The 20,025-nt window shown below is 52.0% G+C and carries 12 protein-coding genes; 6 read left to right on the top strand and 6 right to left on the bottom strand.

The window, feature by feature from the left end; translation table 11 throughout:
* The first annotated feature begins 63 nt into the window (after positions 1 to 63).
* The 3 genes from ACI48K_RS02105 to ACI48K_RS02095 all read left to right on the top strand — a co-directional run bounded on the left by ACI48K_RS02105 (position 64) and on the right by ACI48K_RS02095 (position 8,663).
* Positions 64 to 6,096, top strand: a complete 6,033-nt coding sequence (locus ACI48K_RS02105; RefSeq protein ID WP_475025914.1) for a hemoblobin-interacting domain-containing protein — start codon at positions 64 to 66, stop codon at positions 6,094 to 6,096.
* 317 nt (positions 6,097 to 6,413) lie between these two features.
* Positions 6,414 to 8,099, top strand: a complete 1,686-nt coding sequence (locus ACI48K_RS02100) for a methyl-accepting chemotaxis protein (protein WP_475025913.1) — start codon at positions 6,414 to 6,416, stop codon at positions 8,097 to 8,099.
* 144 nt (positions 8,100 to 8,243) lie between these two features.
* Positions 8,244 to 8,663 (top strand): NUDIX domain-containing protein, encoded by a 420-nt coding sequence (locus tag ACI48K_RS02095; RefSeq protein WP_475025912.1) that lies wholly within the window; start codon positions 8,244 to 8,246, stop codon positions 8,661 to 8,663.
* Positions 8,664 to 8,696: 33 nt separating this feature from the next.
* On the opposite strand, the gene ACI48K_RS02090 is transcribed toward ACI48K_RS02095, so the two are convergent.
* Both ACI48K_RS02090 and ACI48K_RS02085 read right to left on the bottom strand, forming a co-directional pair.
* Positions 8,697 to 9,905, bottom strand: a complete 1,209-nt coding sequence (locus tag ACI48K_RS02090) for an MFS transporter (RefSeq protein WP_475025911.1) — start codon at positions 9,903 to 9,905, stop codon at positions 8,697 to 8,699.
* A 183-nt stretch (positions 9,906 to 10,088) separates the two neighbouring features.
* Positions 10,089 to 11,012: an aldo/keto reductase gene (locus ACI48K_RS02085; RefSeq protein WP_475025910.1), complete on the bottom strand. Its 924-nt coding sequence runs from the start codon at positions 11,010 to 11,012 to the stop codon at positions 10,089 to 10,091.
* Positions 11,013 to 11,262: 250 nt separating this feature from the next.
* Here ACI48K_RS02085 and ACI48K_RS02080 point away from each other — a divergent pair, with 250 nt between their 5' ends.
* Together ACI48K_RS02080 and ACI48K_RS02075 are read left to right on the top strand one after the other, a co-directional pair.
* Positions 11,263 to 11,574, top strand: coding sequence for a DUF1806 family protein (locus ACI48K_RS02080; RefSeq protein ID WP_475025909.1), 312 nt, complete (start codon positions 11,263 to 11,265; stop codon positions 11,572 to 11,574).
* Positions 11,571 to 12,293, top strand: a complete 723-nt coding sequence (locus ACI48K_RS02075; RefSeq protein WP_475025908.1) for a PIG-L family deacetylase — start codon at positions 11,571 to 11,573, stop codon at positions 12,291 to 12,293. The genes ACI48K_RS02080 and ACI48K_RS02075 overlap by 4 nt, the downstream gene beginning before the upstream one ends.
* An 88-nt stretch (positions 12,294 to 12,381) precedes the next feature.
* Here the strand turns inward: ACI48K_RS02075 and ACI48K_RS02070 are convergent, their stop codons facing one another.
* From ACI48K_RS02070 to ACI48K_RS02055, 4 genes are all read right to left on the bottom strand, one after another.
* Positions 12,382 to 12,699, bottom strand: coding sequence for an iron-sulfur cluster biosynthesis family protein (locus tag ACI48K_RS02070; RefSeq protein WP_475025907.1), 318 nt, complete (start codon positions 12,697 to 12,699; stop codon positions 12,382 to 12,384).
* Positions 12,700 to 12,727: 28 nt separating this feature from the next.
* Complete coding sequence (gene tpx / locus ACI48K_RS02065) at positions 12,728 to 13,246, bottom strand: thiol peroxidase (RefSeq protein ID WP_475025906.1); 519 nt, start codon at positions 13,244 to 13,246, stop codon at positions 12,728 to 12,730.
* Positions 13,247 to 13,341: 95 nt separating this feature from the next.
* Positions 13,342 to 13,668 (bottom strand): thioredoxin, encoded by a 327-nt coding sequence (gene trxA / locus ACI48K_RS02060; protein WP_475025905.1) that lies wholly within the window; start codon positions 13,666 to 13,668, stop codon positions 13,342 to 13,344.
* A 99-nt stretch (positions 13,669 to 13,767) separates the two neighbouring features.
* Positions 13,768 to 14,199: a MarR family winged helix-turn-helix transcriptional regulator gene (locus ACI48K_RS02055; protein ID WP_475025904.1), complete on the bottom strand. Its 432-nt coding sequence runs from the start codon at positions 14,197 to 14,199 to the stop codon at positions 13,768 to 13,770.
* Positions 14,200 to 14,473: 274 nt separating this feature from the next.
* Here ACI48K_RS02055 and ACI48K_RS02050 point away from each other — a divergent pair, with 274 nt between their 5' ends.
* Complete coding sequence (locus ACI48K_RS02050) at positions 14,474 to 19,960, top strand: S8 family serine peptidase (protein ID WP_475025902.1); 5,487 nt, start codon at positions 14,474 to 14,476, stop codon at positions 19,958 to 19,960.
* Positions 19,961 to 20,025: the final 65 nt, after the last annotated feature.

Below are 20,025 nucleotides of genomic sequence, written 5' to 3'. Positions count from 1 at the left end.
CGTTCCTTCTTTAATGAATAAAGATATCCATTATCTTACATTCTGAAGGGAGTAAATCGATATATGGCCAAAAAAAGCAGCATCTTGCGGCGTCGGTTCGCCGCGCTCCTGCTAAGCGCAGCACTCTTGGGCGGTCAGGCGGAACTTGGATTTGCGGCGGCAGGGGAACCGCCGGAATCCTCGAACACGGAGGCGCCGGCTTCACAACTTGCCCAGACAATTCAGCAAAGCGCCGAGTTATTTACGGATGTCCGGGGACACTGGGCGCAGCAGCAAATTGAGAAGTGGGCCGCGCTTGGATTAACGGAAGGCGCCGGCGGGAAATTCAGGCCGGGCGACGAGATCAGCCGGGCGGAACTTGTAAAGCTGATCAATACGCTGTTTGGGTTTAGCACAAAGTCGCAAGAGGGTTTTAGCGACGTTGGGGCGGGTAAGTGGTATGAAGAGCAGGTTAAAATCGCCAAAGCGGCGGGATATATCGACGGTTATCCTCAGGGGCTGTTCAAGCCGGAAGCGGCGGTAACCCGTCAGGAAGCGGCAAAGATAGCAGCGGCGTTGTTTTCGCTTGCGAAGGCGGATACATCCGTATTAGGCGGCTACGTTGACCGGCAACAAATTGCAGCATTTGCACAGGTACCGCTGGCCAGCCTGGTTGCAGGCGGCTATGTTAAGGGCTTTTCGGACGGCACGATTCGTCCGCAGCAGCCTATCTCGCGGGCCGAAGCGATTGTATTGCTGGATCGGCTGGCCGGGGAAATCATTCATGCATCCGGAACCTATGATAGCGTTAAATCTGCGGGGAGCATGTTGATTGCCAGTCCGAGCGTGACGGTCAAAGGGGCGGAAATCAAAGGCAACGTTCTTGTAACGGCTGGAGTTGGGGAAGGGGAAGTTACACTAACGGGCGCTAAGGTAGACGGTACGCTTTATATAAACGGCGGCGGCATTCATTCGGTGCATGTGAACGATTCCAAGATCGGGACGATGATCGTGAGCAAAACGTCCGGACCGGTCCGGGTCGCACTTGGCGGAAACACCGAGGTCGGGGAATTGAATGTGGCTAGCGGCGCCGTGATCGAGATAGGCGAACAGGCCGGTGTCAACAAACTGAAGGTAGAAGAGGCCGCGGGCGGCACGGCGCTTAATGTAAAGGGCAGCGTTGGCGAATTGCAGGTTATTTCTGATAATACAACGCTGAATGATAAAGCGGTCAGTGAAGGAGGGGTTTTTGAAGTTAAAGGAGGAACGGTCACCGACAAGAACGTTGACAATGGCGAGACCAAGAATGCACCAGTAGCTCCGGCGGGGGGACCTTCCGGCGGCAGCGGCGGATCAGGTGACGGAGGCAGCGGCCAAGCGCTGATTGCGCCGGCTTTAAAAGCCGATGCGGTCAATAATGTGCTGGGCAAGGATGTTACGATTACGTTTACCGACAATCCTGCCTGGAGAAGCGCCATAACGGAAGTATCGCTCAATGGGAAAAAGCTTGCGGCGAATACCGGATACACGATTGGCGCCGGATTTATTACGCTTAAATCCGCCGCCATCACTGCTGCCGGCGATGCCGTGATTACGGTTAAGGCTTCCGGTTACACGGATGCGCGAATCGTACAAACGATCGGTGAATGGAAGCTGGTCTGGAGCGACGAGTTCGACGGCAGCGGCACCAACGTGGATACGAACGGCGTCAATCTGGATAAATGGGGATATCAAAACGGAACGGGCGCGGAATACGGTCTGGACGGATGGGGCAACAACGAACAGGAGTACTATAGCAAGGACAATCTGAAGGTGCAGGACGGCAAACTGACGATTACGGCGAAAAAGCAGTCCCTCGGCGGCAAGCCGTATACATCCGGACGGTTGTGGACCTCGCCTACATTTACCAAGAAATATGGCAAGTTCGAAGCGAGCATTAAGCTTCCGGAAGGCCAAGGCATCTGGCCGGCGTTCTGGATGATGCCAAAGGACAGCGCCTACGGCGGCTGGGCCTCCTCCGGTGAAATCGACATCATGGAAGCCCGGGGACGGCAGCCGGAAAAGGTTGGCGGGACGATTCACTACGGCAAACCGTGGCCTAACAATAAATCGACCGGCGCGGATTACTTCTTCCCGGAAGGACAGTCGATCGACAGCGGTTTCCATACCTACGGTATCGAGTGGGAGCCGGGCGAACTTCGCTGGTACGTCGACGGCAACCTGTATCAAACCGTCAACGAATGGAACAGCGAGGGGGTGGGACAGCCGGATAAGTACGCATTCCCCGCGCCTTTTGATCAGCCTTTCTACATTATTCTAAACATGGCGATCGGGGGAACCTTTGACGGCAACCTGCTTCCGCCGGATTCGAAGCTGCCGGCCGCGATGGAAGTGGATTATGTTAGAGCATATGAGCTGGACGGCAAGCCTTACAAAACACCGGTTGAACCCGTGCTCGCAAAGGAACCGATCCCTGCGGAAGCCCGGCAGCCGGTGGACGGCAGCTATATCGCGGATACGGCTTTTGCGCAAGGACTTACCGACATTGCAGCCGGCGGTCAGCCGCTTGCGGCCGACAAGTGGAACTTCCTGCATACGCCGGACTTTGGCGGCGCCGGTTCGGCAAGCATTGATACGATTGCGGGCGTGAACTACGCCAGAATCGTTCCGACGAACGGGGGCAGTCAGACGTATTCCCTGCAGCTCATTCAGTATGCGCCGCTGGTCAAGGGTCATATTTACAAGCTGAGCTTTGACGCCAAAGCTTCGGCGAACCGGACGATGGCCGTCAAGATGGGCGGCGATGACGACAATGCCTGGGCGGCCTATTCGGACAATTTCGATGTTGCGTTAAAAACCGGCATGCAGCATTATGAATACCGTTTCACCATGAACAACGCCACCGATTTGACGGCCCGCCTTGAATTTAATATGGGGCTTAACACCAACACACTGTGGATCGGAAACGTTCGTCTGGAGGAAACCGACCAGGTCGTCGATCCGAACGGGCCAAAGATTCCGCTCGACGACGGCAACCATGTGTATAACGGTACCTTTGATCTCGGTACGATGGATCGAACGAAATATTGGAACTTCGCGGTGAATGGCGCTGCGGCAATTGCCGGCGTGGATCCGGAGATCCGAGAGCTCAACGTGACGATTCAAAACGGCGGCAGCAATCCTGCGAGCATAACGCTTGCGCAAAAAGGCGTAAATCTGCTGCAAACCGACGTTTACGAATTGACCTTTGACGCTAAGGCGTCGGCGAACCGGAGCATTGGAGTCCGATTCGTGAGCAAGGATGGCGGAACCCAATACGGGCAAATCCCGAATATTGCCGTCGGCACAGCCAAGGAGAACAAGAAAGTCACGTTTACGATGCCGGCTCAAATAAACGATCCTGAAGGTCAGCTTATTTTCGATCTGGGCGGTTCAAACGCTTCCGTGAATCTGGATAACGTCAAGCTGATCCGGACGACGAACAATAATGCGGATTACGGCAACGTCAGCCTGTACCCGCTGATCAACGGTGACTTTTCGGCCGGTTTGGCCGGCTGGGAACCGTTTACCCAAGGGGCGGCGGCCAACTTCAGCGCGGCTGACGGAGTAGCGAAGGTGTCCGTTGGCAATGTGGGCACCGAGGCCTGGAATGTGATGTTCAACCAATCCAATATGCAGTTCACCAAAGGTTTCACTTACGTGCTCGCCTTCGATGCCAAAGCGTCGATAGAGCGGGATACGCAGGCTACGCTGGAAAACGCGGCCTATACGAGACGGTTCGACTCAGGGGCTATTCAGCTCGGCACGGATTGGAAACGGTACGAATATACCTTCAAGCTGGCTGCCGACGACAACCTGGCGCTCAAATTCCTGCTGGGTAAAACGCCTGCCGCTCCGGCCGGTCCGCATGATGTCTTTTTCCGGAACGTCGTGCTGGAAGTGAAAGACGCGCCGCTTAAGCGGCCGCAGTCTCTTACGGCGGACAATACCGACAATCGCGTCGGTCAGCCTGTTGAACTGCAATTTGCGGATAATGAAGCATGGCGTGCCGCTATCCGGTCGGTGCTTGTCGACGGCCAGCCGCTGGCTGCCGAAAAATTCACCGTGCAGCCGGGGGCTGTCGTGCTGGGAACGAACGCGTTTGCTTCTCCGGGGACATACCAAATCACGGTGAAGGCTGAAGGATATGCAGACGCTAAAGTTAGCCAAACGCTGATTGCCAGCGACGGAAATCTCGTCGTGAACGGCAGCTTTGATCAAGGCACGAACGGATGGGATTTCTGGGTGGGAAATCCGGGAGACTCGTTATTCCAGGTGAAGGACGGAGCCGCCGATCTCGAAATCCATTATTACGGCGGTTATACGACGGAATGGGGCGATCCGGTAGCCGTAAGCTGGTACACCCAGTTGAACCAGTCCGGCATCAAGCTGGAGGCGGGCAAGACGTATGAGCTCTCTTTTCGCGCTTGGTCAACCGTCAATCGGCCGATACTCATCGAACTCACCGGATACAACAACAATCTGCAAGTGCCGTTTTCGCTCACGGGGGATCGGGATCGAGTGTATACGGCGGTGCTCAAGCCAACGGCGGCAACTACGCTGACGGTCAAGTATCTGCTCGGCAACGTGATCGTCGGGTCGGAAACAACGCCTGACATCCCGCTGCATTTCATCGGCATTGACGATGTGGCGGTGAAGGAAGTCAAAGGCGGTCCGCAATTAACCGCTGACAGTGCCGGCAATATTATCGGCAGCGACATAGATATTACCTTCCCGGATGATGTGGTCTGGCGCGAAGCCGTATCCGGCGTCAAAATCAATGGGGTGGACGCTCCCGCAGATAAGTTCACGGTTCAACCGGGCTTGATTTCGCTGGATTCATCGTTGTTTACGTCTCTTGGGAGCTTCACGGTTTCCGTGCTGGCGGACGGTTACGCCGCGAACTCGGTTACGCAGCAGATCCTGACGGCTTCGCACAACGTGGCGTTAGGTAAAACCGCGACCGCCTCCTCCGCCGTGCAGGCAGCGGGTCTCGCGATCGACGGCAATATCGGAACGCGCTGGGAATCGCAGTCCGCCGATCCGCAGTGGATCTCTGTCGATCTTGGCGGGACTTACAACATCGACACGGTTCTGCTCCGCTGGGAAGGCGCCTATGGCAAGACGTACAAAATTCAGGTTTCCACGGCGGATCATCCCGCCGAGTCGGATTGGTCGGATTTGTACTCGGAACCGGCGGGTAACGGCGGCATAGACATGATCGTACCGAATAGTCCGGCGGCAGCGCGGCATGTTCGCGTGCTTGGATCTTCCAGAGGCACGATCTATGGATATTCGCTATGGGAATTTGAAATTTACGGCACGCCGGCCGGTGGTCAAGTGCCTCCGGAAGAAGGCGGGGGGCAGGAGCCTGATCCTTTACTTGCTCCTCCGGAACTGGCGGTTGATACCTCGGATAATTATCCGGGCAGCGGCATCGGGCTGACTTTTACGGCAAACAGTGATTGGGAAAAGGCGATTACCGCTATTGACGCGGACGGGAAGGAACTGGTTTCGGGAACGGATTACACGGTGAACCCGGGAATTATCGCACTGGATGCTGGGATTTTTGCCGAGCCGGGCAATTATCCCATTACGATTCGGGCTGAAGGGTATGAAGACGCGGCGGTCACCCAGATCATTTTGCCGGGTGAACAGGAAATCAACCTTGCCTTGCGTAAGCCTGTCGTCGCTTCCAGTTCAAACGCCACTTTTAATCCAAACGTAATTACGGACGGGAATTTGGAGTCGCGTTGGGAAGCGGATTATAACTTAGGGAATGAAGCCGATTGGATTTATATTGACCTGGAGGCTGTACAGAACATTAATCGCCTGATCATTCACTGGGAACGGGCGTATCCGACACATGTAGACGTTCAGGTCGCAGATGTTTTGCCCGTTAACGAAGAAGGCTGGACAACAGTGGAGACTCTAGATCGCAATACGGAAGAGGGTTCCTGGACGGAAACCGTCGATTTAAGCGGCAAACAGGCTGCAGGCAGATATGTTCGGTTATATATGACAGGCAAGCACTTTAATATCTACGGTCCGTCAATTTTCGAGGTTTCCATCTCTTAAAGTAGCGACGCTCGCGGCTTGACCCAAGAATTGACCCGTGAGGCAAATTACGCTGAATGCGTTCTTTGCTTCCGGGTCATTTGTTGTTGAATGGACTTCCAGTATTTGAAAAAAATTTTCAGCTCGTTTTCAGAATGGTTAAAATAGTCACTGAAATTTCAGGGTTTATTGCTAAAATTTATATAGCGCCTTGAAAAAGTTCCAAATTAAAACGTTTTAAATAGATTTAATATCGAGGGACGTGATGAATTTCTGAAAATAATTTGCATCAAATAAAGATTACATAACGCGAATCAACTCAAAGGTGGAGTTTTCTAATGATAAGGTCATTAACCGGAAAGTTACTCACAGTCATTATTTTGCTGATTACTTTGTCCGCCGCCTCGTTTGCCCTGATCTCCTACTATGAGATCCAACAATCGGTAACCGTTCAGATGAAAAGCGACGGGACGACCTTGGTATCCAATATCAAACGGGAGATCGTGAAGAATGAAATCCTCAGCCTGCAAGAGCTGCAGGATGTGTTCAAAACGATCAAACAGGAGAGCGGAGAAAACATCGTTTACATTTCCTTGGCCGACGCAAATTCCAAGGTCCTCGTGTCGGATAACAGCAAGGTGCAGCAGGACGGAACGGAAAGCGAAACGGACGCAACTTCCTCCGCCTCGGCGTCTTCAGGCGGCGACGTATCCGATGTTGTGAAGAAGCAGGAGACGCAAGGCCAAATCCTGAAGACCGCTTCAGGCGAGAAAGTGTACAATATTTCGACCGATTTTACATATAATCCGGAACTGTCGGGCGCGCTCAATGTCGGGATTTCTTTGAAAGGGATGTACAGTAAAATTTGGCAATCGGTTATCGAAATGGTTGCTATTTCCCTTGTTATTTTGATCGTGGCTGTTGTTATCGGCGTTATCGTGGCCAGAAGAATGATTAAACCTATCATCATGATGTCCAAACGGCTCAAGGATTTTGCCAAAGGGGATTTTACGGCGGAATTCATGCACCGCAGCAAGGATGAGATCGGCGCCATGGCCACCGATTTGGCTAACATGCGAGAAACATTGGGCGGTATGGTGGGCAATATTCAGCATAATGCAGTTCAGGTCTCTTCCAGTTCCCAAAAGCTGACGTCGGTCATTTATGAAACATCGTACGCTACGCAAGAAATCGCCAAAGCGACGGACGCGCTTGCCGCAGGTTCCAGCGATTTGGCCAGCAACTCTCAGGAAGGGTTGGAACGCCTGAATCGGCTGGCTGATGAAATCAATTCGCTGTCTCACCGGGCCGATATGATGAAGCAAAGCATTGAACAAACCCGGGACGCCAATCAGACGAGCATGAGCAGTATTCAGCAGCTCCAGCAGGCGATTCACGAAAATGCCGAGGTTACCGCCAAAATCGAGGAGCAGGTGGGCGACCTCAGCTCCAAGTCGGAAGCGATCACACAGATTACGATGGTCATCAAGGCGATTGCGGAACAAACCAACCTGCTCGCATTGAACGCTATGATCGAAAGCGCCCGGGCGGGAGAGCATGGGAGCGGCTTTGCGGTGGTTGCGGGAGAAATCCGGAAATTGTCCGATCAGATCTCCCATTCGATTAAGGGGATTGAGGAGATCGTTCTCGAAGTGAGCGAGGCGATTGCCCAGACACAGGGCTACATGGAGCAAGGCACTCAGGTTATTGCCAGAACAACGGAAGTCTCGGCGGAGACGGGCAAGGCTTTCCAAATGATTGACCAAACCGTTGAAAATATCGTCGACGAAATCCGTGTGCTGATTAACGGAATTACGGAAGTGAATAGCGACAAAAACGTGGTGATTCAATCGATTGAAAGCATATCGTCTATCGCCCAGGAGTCGACGGCGTCCACGCAGGAAATTTCGGCTTCGATTGAAGAACAGTTGGCCAGCATGGAGAACATCTCCGACTCGGCCAATGATCTGAAATCCATAGCTGATGAGCTGGAGCGTTTGATTGCCCAGTTTAAATTCAAATAGCTTCAACACGACAAAGCGTCGATGGCCAAGTGTGCGCAAGCGCGTTTCGAATTTTTCGAAGCGCGCTTGTTGTTTGTATGTTAAACTGTGGTGAATGATTTTGACATATATAATGTAGAAACTCGATAAGGAAGGTGACCTAGGATGCCCATATCGGCCGCTCCGAGATTAGGCGTCGGAGCCGTAATCGTGAATAAGGATAACGAGATTTTAATGGTGCTGCGAAATCGTGATCCCGAAAAAGGGACCTGGAGCATCCCGGGAGGAAAAGTAGATCCGTACGAGACGCTGGAAAGCTGCGTCGTCCGCGAGATCAAGGAGGAAGTCGATCTTGAGATCGATGTAAAAGGGCTGCTGTGCACCGCGGAAACCATTCGTCCCGAACGGGAAGAGCATTGGGTTTCCGTCATCTATGAAGCTTCGGTTAAATCCGGCATAGCTCGTAATATGGAGCCGGACGGAGCCATCGGAGCGGTGGAATGGTTCCCGCTGGACCGCCTGCCCGGCAACCTGGCGTGTTTTACCGTCCCTGCTGTTGAACGGCTGAAAAGTAAAATCCGGTAGGGAGTAGTGCGCTTTTCCGGCCCTCAAAACATATTACCGCTGCTTTAACCGGTTTTCTCGTCTGCTTCCGTGAAGTTGAGCTATGATGGCCACTAATTGCGTCAAAAGACCGGCGATACAGACTCCGCTCCAGCCGAAATGCGTATAGCTGAAGGAACCGACGTAAGATCCGAGCGCGCCGCCGATAAAATAGGACACCATATAAACGGTATTGATGCGGTTGCGGGCTTCGTCGCTAATCGCGTGAATCCGCGCCTGATTGGAAATTTGGGCAGACTGAACGCCGAGATCAAGAAGAACGACGCCGACAATAAGCCCGATCAGCTCATAACCCAGCCACAACAGGCAGAGATAAGCCAAAATCACAGCCCCCATTCCGATGCCGATCGTGAACCGGGGGCTTCTTTTGTCAGCCATTCGCCCCGCTACAGGAGCAGCGAGCGCACCGGCTACGCCTACGAGTCCGAATAGACCGGCTGCATCGGCGCCAAGGCGGTAATGCGGACCGGCGAGCAGGAAGGAGAGCGTAGTCCAAAACACGCTGAAGGCGGCAAACATCATCCCGCCGTTCAGGGAGGCTTCCCGCAGCAAAGGCAGATCTTTGACTAACGAGGACATAGACCGAAATAAGGCGCCATATCCCATCGCCGATGAGGAAGGGGATTTAGGGAGCCTCAGTGTCAAAAAGATAGCAAGCAATATCATGAACCCGGAGGCAATGTAATAAACCGAGGGCCAACCCCAATTTTCGCCGATAAGTCCGCTGAAAGTTCTTGAAACGAGAATGCCGATGAGTACTCCGCTCATCACGGTTCCGATCGTTTTGCCTCGCTCTTTGGGATCTGCGAGCTGCGCGGCGAGCGGAACGATAAGCTGAGGCACGACGGAAGTAAAACCGACGGCGAAGGAGGCGGCGTACAGCATGGAGCTGTTTTGGGAAAAGGCCATGAACAGCAGGGCGCATGCCGAGCAGCCCAGCATAAGCAGGATCAGAGATTTCTTCTCCCGGATATCCGCGAGCGGAAGAATCATCAGCATGCCAAGTGCATAACCGATTTGCGTGAGGGTTGCCGCAAAACCGACATTCGATTGCGATACGTGAAATGAATCCGCAATTTCTGCCAGAAGAGGCTGAATATAATACAAATTGGCCACGGTGATGCCGGCCGTTACCGCCATGGTCAGGACCAGTAACCGGCTTAATCGGATTTGATGAAGTGTATTTGCATTTGGTTCCGGCATAATGCAGCCCCTTTCGAATTACTCCATAAATAATAATATAAAACAATTTGAGAAGTTTGTCCGATAAGAACGGAAAAATAACAAATCCCATTAAAACAAAAAACAACCCCGAGTCATAAAGACCAGAGGTTGCTTGTTTGAATTTGGCGTACAATAGGCAATTCGAAAGCATTGTTCATGAAGTCAAGGCAGGATGTTGCCCGCCGCGCGGTAAATTTCGTACCATTCTTCGCGGGTCAAATGCACATCGCCCGCTTTGATGCAATCTTTAAGGCGGTTGATGTTCATCGTACCGATGATCGGCTGCATTTGGGCCGGATGGCGAAGCAGCCAAGCGATCGCGATCGTTGTGTTGGTCACGTCGTATTTCTTCGCGACTTCGTCGATTTTTTGATTCAGCTCAGGGAACTTGTCATTTCCAAGGAACACGCCTTCGAAGAATCCGTATTGGAAAGGCGACCAAGGCTGAATGGTGATATCGTGCAGGCGGCAGTAATCCAGGATGCTTCCGTCGCGGTTGATAGCGGAGTTGTTCTCCATGTTTACGTTAACGCCATTGGAAATCATGGTTGCGTTGGTGATGCTTAATTGCAGCTGGTTAGCGATCAGCGGCTGTTTGACCGATTTTTTCAAAAGCTCGATTTGCATCGGATTTTGGTTGGAAACGCCGAAATGACGCACTTTGCCGGTGCTTTCCAATTGGTCGAACGCTGCGGCTACTTCTTCCGGCTCCACAAGTGCATCGGGGCGGTGCAGAAGCAGCACGTCGAGATAGTCGGTGTTCAGGCGTTTCAAAATGCCGTCGACGGACGAAAGAATATGTTCTTTAGAGAAATCGAATGTGCCGATGGCAGGCCGAATTCCGCATTTGGATTGAATGATGATTTTTTCGCGAACGTCGTCGTTCATGTGGATGGCTTCCGAGAAAATTTCCTCGCAACGGCCGCCGCCGTAAATATCCGCGTGGTCGAAGAAATTCGCGCCTTCCTCAAGCGCGGACTGCACGAAACGTTCGGCTCCGGCTTTGTCCAGGGAATCGATGCGCATACAGCCAACTGCGACAACTGGTACTTCAAGCGAGCTGCTTCCAAGTTTAATGGTTCTCATCTTTGTATGTCCTCCTTGTTCCAATGGGTTATGGACTTTTGCAAAGGGATTATGTAAGCGATAACAACATACAGCGACAGGTTAAAGCCTGCAACCCCCTGTATATTGTGACATGAAAAATTACAGTTTTCAAGCGGGATATCTTTATAATCCATGCGGTGTTTTTTAGGAAAATGCTCGCTTGTTGTGAATCGGGCCCAGAAGGTTATAATTAAACTGGGAAAATACATAAAAGGGGAATGCAAACACGATGGACAAAATCATCAGGACTCAAGTCGAGACTGAGCTTCATGCCTTTGCCGGATCGGAAGTATACCTTCACAGCGAGGCGACTTCCTATATGTTTGTCCGGAATTTTAAGGTCAAGGTTACTCACGCATTTATTGCCGGAGAAGGTCCTTTTCGCGTTGCGCTCCGTTTTGACGGCCACGGCTGGCTGCGAATGGAGGGGCTTACGCATGTTGAAAAAGACGGAAACGGGCGCCTTTTGCTGGCCGGTTTTGATGACAAGGGGCGCATGGACGTTGCCCTTCATCTGGGAAGGGAGGCTTTCCCCGAATGAACGAAGACACGCTGCTTAAAAAAGAAACTCCGGTTCGCAAGCTGCTTGCGGTATTCGCGCATCCCGACGACGAGACTTTTATTTGCGGAGGCACGCTGGCCAAATATGCCGGGGACGGCGTAGACATTACGCTTGTCAGCGCAACGCGGGGTGAAATGGGCCGCCGCATGGGCTATCCGCCATATCTGAACCGGGAGACGATTCCGGCCGCACGCGAAGTCGAATTGCGCCGGGCTTGCGACAGCCTGGGGATCCGTGATTTGATATTTTTCGATATTCGCGACAAAACGGTGGAATTTGTCGATGAAGAGCTGTTGATCGGGCGGATTGCCGATTTGATCCAGGAAGTGAAACCCGACGTGGTTTTGACGTTCCATGAGAAACTGGGGGGCCACCCGGACCACTGTGCGATCGGGAAAGCGGCAACTGCGGCATTCCACCGCGTAGGGCGGGGGGCTTTATATTTTATTACGTTCGGGGACATGCTGGCCCGGCCGCAAAAGCTAGGATTCGCTCCGGCGGATGTCGTGAAAATCGATGTGCAGGCTAATTTGAAGGCCAAGCTTGCGGCCTTCCGGGATCACCGCTGCCAGTCGGAAATCGATGAATGGGTATGGAGAAGCGACCAGGAGGCTTTGAGCAAATTCGGCAGGTACGAATATTTCCTGCGGGGGAGCTCCTTGCCGGGCACGCCGAAGAAGCCGGACGATTTGTTTTAAACAAGCGGAATAACGATAAGTTGGATAAGAAAAAGAAAGGCCGCCCCGGCAGATTCACATCTGCTTCGGGGCGGCCTATTGTCTTTTTTTACCGTTTGTCCTTGAGCGCCACATGGTCGCTGTATATCATCGAATCGCTGCTCAGTCTGAAGTCGGGGTAATTGTCATGGGCGAGAAGCCGCATTGTATCATCGAACAAAATGGCCTGCTCGCGATCGACCAGAAAGTCGAGTCCGTCGGATTCCAAGGAAACATCCGTCGGGAGCGGCTCGCTTACCAGATGAAGCGAATATACGCCGTTTAGGCTGCAGCCCTCCGAAACGTTGATCAGCTTAATGTATCCGGGTTTGTCGCCCAGGCTTTCCTGCAGCTTTTCTTTGGTTGATAAAGTGAAATCTATATTCATCGCCATTCACTCCCCTGAAGTTTTAGAATTATAACAGCTCTTTCAAAGCCTTCAGAGCGGCATCATAGTCGGGATGCTCGCCCATTTCACTCAAATATTCCACATAGCGAACTTTGTCGTTCTCATCCAAAATGAAAATCGAGCGCATATCGAGCTGCAGTTCTTTGATCAAAACGCCGTATGCTTCTCCAAAGGAGCGGGATTTGTAATCGGTCAGCACTTCGACCCGATCAATGCCGGCCACGGTGCAGAACCGGCTTTGGGCAAAGGGAAGGTCTACGGAAATGGTCAATACCGTTACCTGATCGCCAAGCTTAGCCGCCTCCTCGTTGAAACGACGAGTTTGCGCGTCGCACACGTCGGTGTCCAAAGAAGGAACCACGGAAATCAGTTTGATTTTCCCCTTATAATCGGACAGGCCGGCTTCGGTCAGCAAGTCTTTGTTAATCTTGAAATCGGGAGCCTGGTCTCCGACTTTGAGTTCAGGGCCGATCAAGGTGATCGGATTTCCGCCTATGGTTGCCACTCCGGTGCGTTCTTGTGTCATTTTATCTTCCTCCATTAATTTAAAATAAGTAATTTGGTTTTTAAGCTTGCATGTAATCAGTACGCATTTTCATATTGACGCAATTTTTGCCGGGGTTACCCCGCTTTGCGAACCAAAACCCAGTTCTTCAGTTGCTCCAGCGTTTGGAAGCCCGTCTTCTGCTCGATCAGGCGGCCGTCATGAAACAGCAGGAGCGCCGGAATTCCCATAATTCCAAGCTGTGCCGTAATCGCCGGATGTTCATCCACATTGACTTTGACGACCTTTAACCGATCTCCATACTCCGCCGCGAATTGCTCCAGCACGGGACCAAGCATTTTGCACGGTCCGCACCAGGGAGCCCAGAAATCAACGAGCACGAGCCCTTTGTGCTTCACGACTTCCGCTTCAAACGTGTCATCCGTTGCATGTGTAATTGCCATCAGAACCGTCTCCTTATAAATAAATATTTTATAAAATAATATTGCGGACAATATATATGAGCAAAAAAATTGTCGTACTTTGCGCCTTCGAGCCTCGTCTCAGGCGCGCACGATATTGTCCGCCAATCGTTTGACCGTTTCGTTTAATTCCTGAATTTGATCCGGAGAGATGCCGCTTGATTTCAGAAGCGCTGCAGGTATGCATTCGGCTTCTTTCTGAAGCGCGGATCCGGCTTCCGTCAGCCCGACATTGACGATTCGTTCATCGTCTTTCGAGCGCCGCCGGTAAATCAGGTTACCTGCTTCCATCCGTTTCAATAGCGGAGTCAAGGTGCCGGTATCCAGATCGAGAGCCTCACCAAGCTCCTTCACCGTGCTTTCCTGCTTCTCCCACAACACGACAAGAACCAAGTATTGCGGATAGGTGAGCCCCATATTTTCCAGAAGCGGTCTGTACATTCGTGAAATCGCCCGTGAACATGCGTAAAGAGAGAAGCATAGATGATCTTCCAAAGCCAAATTTTTCTCCACTGGCCTTCCTCCTGATCTAGATCATAACATCCGGATATTTATATTTTCAAAAATTATATTGTGTACAATTTATTTATATAAAATTCTTAGCGGTTTGTCAATAAAAATTTTCAAATGACGTTTCTCCCATGTGAAGTAAGGGTTTGAATGACTTTCAAAAAAAAATTTATTTTCATGAAATTTAAAAAGGAAATTTCTGAGAACGGTAGAATAGTTATTTAAAATCACCCTGTTTCCGCATAAAAAAACTAAATATCTTGAAGGAGATGAGAGTTTGAGCAGGAGAGTTGTTGCAGGAGTCTTAAGCTTTTTGCTGACATTTACGCTGCTCCTCCCCGCTGCTGGGGCCCAGGAAGACAGTTTGCAAAAGGCAGGCGGAGACAGGTCAGTCGTCTCTAGGTTGGACCATGAAGCCCTATCGCTGGATAAGCTGCAGGCGGGGCAGGACATTCACATTCAGGCCGATCAGAAGAAGGCAGCCATGAAATCCTCCAAGAAATCACTGACACGTCAGGGTTTTACACTCGAACAACAAGACTCCTCCGAAACAACATCGATCCAACCCGAAAATTTTGTACCCCTCTCAGATAGCGCAGAACTAACCACCGTGATCATCGAACTTCAGGAAGAACCCCTCAAAGTGTACGAAGCAGAGCAAAAGCAGCAGCGTTCCGGCTTAACGGCCGACTCCCACAAGCTTAAAGTCAATCTTGAACAGCAGAATTTTAAAAGTTTGGCCACAGCCAAGCTGAATGCGAAATTCAAACGTCAGTACTCCAACATATTCAACGGATTTTCACTATCGCTTCCCGCCAATCGGGTGCAGGATCTTCTTTCGATCCCGGGAGTTAAAGCGGTTTATCCTAACACCAAGGTGTATGCCACCGAGGATACTTCGGAAGAGGGCACTTCCGTAACTGAAGGAAGCGTTCCGTTTATCGGTAGCGCGGCGCTTTGGGATAAGGGAATCCATGGCGAGGGCGTTAAAGTCGGGGTTATCGATACCGGCGTTGCCAACGATCATCCGGATCTTCAAGGAGCCGTTCATAGCGGGTATTGGGGTTACGACTTCGTGAACGATGACAATGAGCCTTATGAAACGACGAGAGACGATTATCTCGCGGCATTGGCCAATGACCCCTCGCTTCCCGAATTCGATGAAGACGGAAGAGCTTACTATACCTCGCATGGAAGCCATGTTTCCGGCATTATAGCCGGCCAAGGGGATGGCTCCACCCCGGAAGAAGGCATCAAAGGCGTAGCGCCTGAAGCCGAAATCTATGCGTACAAAGTGCTTGGACCTTATGGAAGCGGCTCCTCCGAGGATGTCATAGCCGGGATAGAACAGGCTGTTATTGACGGAATGGATGTCATTAATCTTTCGCTTGGATCGGAGGGAAATAATGAAAACTCCCCTGATTCTATCGCCGTGAATAATGCGGTGGATGCCGGTGTCATTGCGGCCGTATCTGCAGGAAACTCGGGTCCTGGCGCCGAGACGGTAGGCGATCCGGGGACGGCAGAGAAGGCAATCACGGTAGCGGCGTCCAAACCTCCGCTTGATACGCCGGTTGTCCAAGTCAACGAAATGGATGACAAATCGTTTTTCATGGATCCGTTTGATACCTCGATTGGACTTGATGGTTTAACGGGCTCCTATCCGCTCGTTGATGTCGGATTGGGCAAACCTGAAGACTACGCAGGTAAAGATTTGACGGGAAAAGTAGCTTTGATTAAACGCGGTGAATTCGCATTTTCGGATAAAGCCCTAAATGCCGTTAACGCAGGCGCAACGGCAGCGATTATTTACAACAATCTGCCCGAGGCGCTGGAAAGCGGGACCTTTGGCGGTGTGGATATCACGATTCCGGTCTATGCGCTATCCGGTGCCGATGGGGACAAAATCAAGGCGGCGCTTGATCAGGAGCAGTTAACCGTGGAATTCGATTCAACCGTCGAACAGGACATCATCGCCGCGTTCAGTTCGCGGGGGCCTGCGAAACCTTCCTACAAGATCAAACCGGACATCTCCGCGCCTGGCGTACGCATTCTTTCCAGCGTGCCGGAGTATGCAAGCAGCGATCTGTACGAAGCCGAAAACGGCACCAGCATGGCCGCACCGCATATCGCAGGCGCCGCGGCACTGTTGAGACAGGAGTATCCTTTTCTCACTCCGGCTGAAATCAAAGCGCTGTTGATGAACAATTCGGTTGAACTTACCGATCGAAATGGCGACCGCTATACCCATATGGATCAAGGGGCGGGCCGCGTTGCTCTCGATCAAGTCGTCGATGCCAAAGTCGTAGCCATGACAGCATACGGGGGCGATATATCTTTCGGGTACTCAGGATTGGGGCATACCGTAGGTCTGGGAATATTTGTAACTGACATCGCGAACGAAAATTCGTCCTATACGGCGGAAGCTCACTGGTTTGGGGACCCCTTGGGCGATCTCACACTAAACAAAAATCAAGTTAACATCCAAGCGGGTGGTTATGATTCCGTAATTGTTTATGTTTCCATACCGGCTGATGCAGTGGAGAAACGTTACGAAGGCGACTTGGTACTGACCGAAACCACAACAGGGCATGTCATCCATATGCCGATCGCGGTGTATGCCGGCGAAGCTCCGGAGGTTCCGGATCTGCCTGTATTGACGGAGGTCGATTTGTCGGCGAATCCTTTCTCTCCGAACGGGGACGGATTATTGGATACGACGAACATAACCTTTAATATCAATCAGCCCACCAATTATTTTTCGCTCGATGTGTTCAGCGCGGACGGAGAAGATTGGCTGGGAACCATCCTTGAAAGCATAACGGGGATAGCTGCCCCGGGCGGCTACATCGTGCGCAATTGGGGAGGCGAAGTAATCGATCCTTTTGGCGAGGAAACGCTTCTGCCTGATGATATGTATTTGCTGGTTCCGTATATCGGCGATCCGGTTGAGGATTTTGTGCCGGTAGAAGACCAAATCGTTCCGTTCCTGGTTGATACAGGGGCGCCGGTCTCTGAATTAAACGTTCCGAACATTGAAGTCAATCAGGGCATCGGCACGATCTCCGGCCAAATTACCGATGATTTGGAGATCGACTGGCTGGTTAACGTTATCGGTTTGCCGATCAATGAAGTTCTCGGCGTTGCGGCGTTGGAGGATAACGACGGGGATGGAGAATGGACTCAATATGATGGTGTGATCGAGGATGATGGTCATTTTGCCATCGATGTGCCTGTAGCTTCGGGAGATAATTCCTTTGAAATTTATGCGTACGATTCAGCAGCAAATGGTGTTAGCCAACCGGCGCATATTGTTACCTACGCTTCGGAGCAGCAGCCTGAATTAACCGTTACCCCGCAATCGGTATCGGTGAATGTGGGAGAAACGGCTGACGTTACGGCAAGCTATACGGACGAAAATGGGGTAACATCGGATGTAACAGCGGAAGCCAGCTATACACCAGTGGATCCGACGGTAGCTGAAGCGGTAGCGGGCGTAGTCAACGGTCTTAAAGCCGGGGAAACGGATGTTACGGTAGGCCATGAGGGCTTAACCCAAACGGTTCATGTCACCGTAACGGAAGTGAATGAAAATGAACCGGCGTTAACCGTCACCCCGCAATCGGTATCGGTGAAAGTGGGAGAAACGGCTAGCATTACGGCAAGCTATACGGACGAAAATGGGGTAACATCGGATGTAACAGCGGAAGCCAGCTATACGGCGGTAGACCCGACGGTAGCTGAAGCGGTAGCGGGTGTAGTCACCGGACTGACAGCCGGAGAAACGGACGTTACGGTAAGCTACGGGAGCTTAACCCAAACGGTTCATGTCACCGTAACGGAAGTGAATGAAAATGAACCGGCGTTAACCGTCACCCCGCAATTGGTATCGGTGAAAGTGGGAGAAACGGCTAACGTTACGGCAAGCTACACGGACGAAAATGGGGTAACATCGGATGTAACAGCGGAAGCCAGCTATACGGCAGTAGATCCGACGGTAGCTGAAGCGGCAGCGGGCGTAATCACCGGTCTCAAAGCCGGGGAAACGGATGTTACAGTAGGCCATGAGGGCTTAACCCAAACGGTTCATGTCACCGTAACGGAAGTGAATGAAAATGAACCGGCGTTAACCGTCACCCCGCAATCGGTATCGGTGAAAGTGGGAGAAACGGCTGGCATTACGGCAAGCTATACGGACGAAAATGGGGTAACATCGGATGTAACAGCGGAAGCCAGCTATACGGCAGTAGATCCAGCGGTAGCTGAAGCGGCAGCGGGTGTAATCACCGGCCTTAAAGCCGGGGAAACGGATGTTACGGTAGGCCATGAGGGCTTGACCCAAACGGTTCATGTCACCGTAACGGAAGCAACGCATCCCGAACCTAAGCTTACCGTTACTCCGCAAAGCGTCAATTTGCAGCAAGGGGACAGCAGGGTGTTGACGGTCACCTACAAGGATGCCGAGGGCAAGGACAAAAACGCAGCAGCTCTCGCTCAATATACTGTTGCCAATCCGCTGGTCGCGAAAGTCGATAAAGGAACGGTAACCGGTCTTTCCGTCGGCGAAACGACGATCACGGTAGCCTATGAAGGACTCACTTCTACGGTTAACGTAAAAGTCACCGCGAAACCAACGCCTCCTAACAATGGCGGAGGTAACGGCGGAGGTGGAGGTGGCGGAAACGGTGGAGGAAGCACTCCGACAACAACACCATCCACACCGGCTACGCCGCCAGCACAACCTGCTAACGGCGGAGCAAAAGCCGAGTTTAAGCCAAATGAGCCTACAACGGTGACTCTAAAAAACGGCATGAACTTGACGATCCCGGCAGGGGCGTTTAGCTCGGATGCCGCGGCTGCGGTTGAAGCCAAACCGGCGACGGAAGCGGAAACGAAAAAGCTGCTGGACAGCTTGAACCTGGGCTCGGAAATCAAACCGCTTGGCGTATACTACGATTACAGCATTTTGGACAAAAACGGCAAACCGCTGGATAACGTAACGTTCAGCCAGCCGGTCGAAGTATCCATTCCACTCAGCGCTCTTGCTCCTGGAGGGGTGAACGGAGAAAAAATCAGCTTGTATAAGATCGACGACAAAGGACAATTCATTCAGCGTCCGACGCGTCTGGTCGACGGCAAAATCGTTGCCCGCCTCAGCGGATTCAGCCGGTATATTTACTTGGCGAAGGATATCAAATTCGCCGATGTGACTGCGGCCAATTATCCTTGGGCGGTTAACGCGATCGAAGTTCTGGCGTCGAAGGACATCCTTACCGGAACAAGCGCAAGCGCAAATTCTTTCGCTCCGCAGGCGCAAGTGACGCGTGCCGAGTTCATATCCATGCTGATTCGCGCGCTTGGCATTGAACCGGATCCGAAAGCCCCGGCTTCGGCGGTATTTAGCGATGTTCCGGCCGGAAGCTGGTACGAAGCTGCGGTGCAAACCGCGGTGGCAAAAGGGATCGTAAGCGGCTACGCCGATCAAACCTTTAAGCCGGATCAAAAGATCACTCGCGCCGAAATGGCGATCATCCTGTCCAAGGCTTTGACTTATTTGGGCCATGAGGGCGAAGGAAAAGGCAATTTGTCCGGTATAGCCGATCAAAGCAAAATTCAAGCTTGGGCGAAAGAAGCTGTAGCTCAAGTAACGGGACTTGGTATTATGCAAGGCAGAGCGGATGGCCGGTTTGACGCCGAAGCTTCCTCGACTCGCGCCGAAGCAGCCGTTGTCATTTACCGGATCTTCAAAGGTTATACGAAATAAGCCATTTACGTATCGGCAGTTGCCGGCTTTCATGCCGGCAGCTGCTTTTTTGCGTCGGAGTCTCG

This window comes from Paenibacillus terrisolis, from assembly GCF_056171975.1.
Note: the sequence above shows the minus strand (reverse complement) of the source record. Positions and strands in the feature narration are given on the sequence as shown.

What these genes read in the sequence shown, in the direction of transcription:
- ACI48K_RS02090 (WP_475025911.1), bottom strand. Translation starts at nt 9,905, where the DNA reads ATGCCGGAACCAAATGCAAATACACTTCATCAAATCCGATTAAGCCGG.
- ACI48K_RS02075 (WP_475025908.1), top strand. Translation starts at nt 11,571, where the DNA reads ATGAACGAAGACACGCTGCTTAAAAAAGAAACTCCGGTTCGCAAGCTG.
- tpx (WP_475025906.1), bottom strand. Translation starts at nt 13,246, where the DNA reads ATGACACAAGAACGCACCGGAGTGGCAACCATAGGCGGAAATCCGATC.
- ACI48K_RS02070 (WP_475025907.1), bottom strand. Translation starts at nt 12,699, where the DNA reads ATGAATATAGATTTCACTTTATCAACCAAAGAAAAGCTGCAGGAAAGC.
- trxA (WP_475025905.1), bottom strand. Translation starts at nt 13,668, where the DNA reads ATGGCAATTACACATGCAACGGATGACACGTTTGAAGCGGAAGTCGTG.
- ACI48K_RS02095 (WP_475025912.1), top strand. Translation starts at nt 8,244, where the DNA reads ATGCCCATATCGGCCGCTCCGAGATTAGGCGTCGGAGCCGTAATCGTG.
- ACI48K_RS02080 (WP_475025909.1), top strand. Translation starts at nt 11,263, where the DNA reads ATGGACAAAATCATCAGGACTCAAGTCGAGACTGAGCTTCATGCCTTT.
- ACI48K_RS02100 (WP_475025913.1), top strand. Translation starts at nt 6,414, where the DNA reads ATGATAAGGTCATTAACCGGAAAGTTACTCACAGTCATTATTTTGCTG.
- ACI48K_RS02085 (WP_475025910.1), bottom strand. Translation starts at nt 11,012, where the DNA reads ATGAGAACCATTAAACTTGGAAGCAGCTCGCTTGAAGTACCAGTTGTC.
- ACI48K_RS02105 (WP_475025914.1), top strand. Translation starts at nt 64, where the DNA reads ATGGCCAAAAAAAGCAGCATCTTGCGGCGTCGGTTCGCCGCGCTCCTG.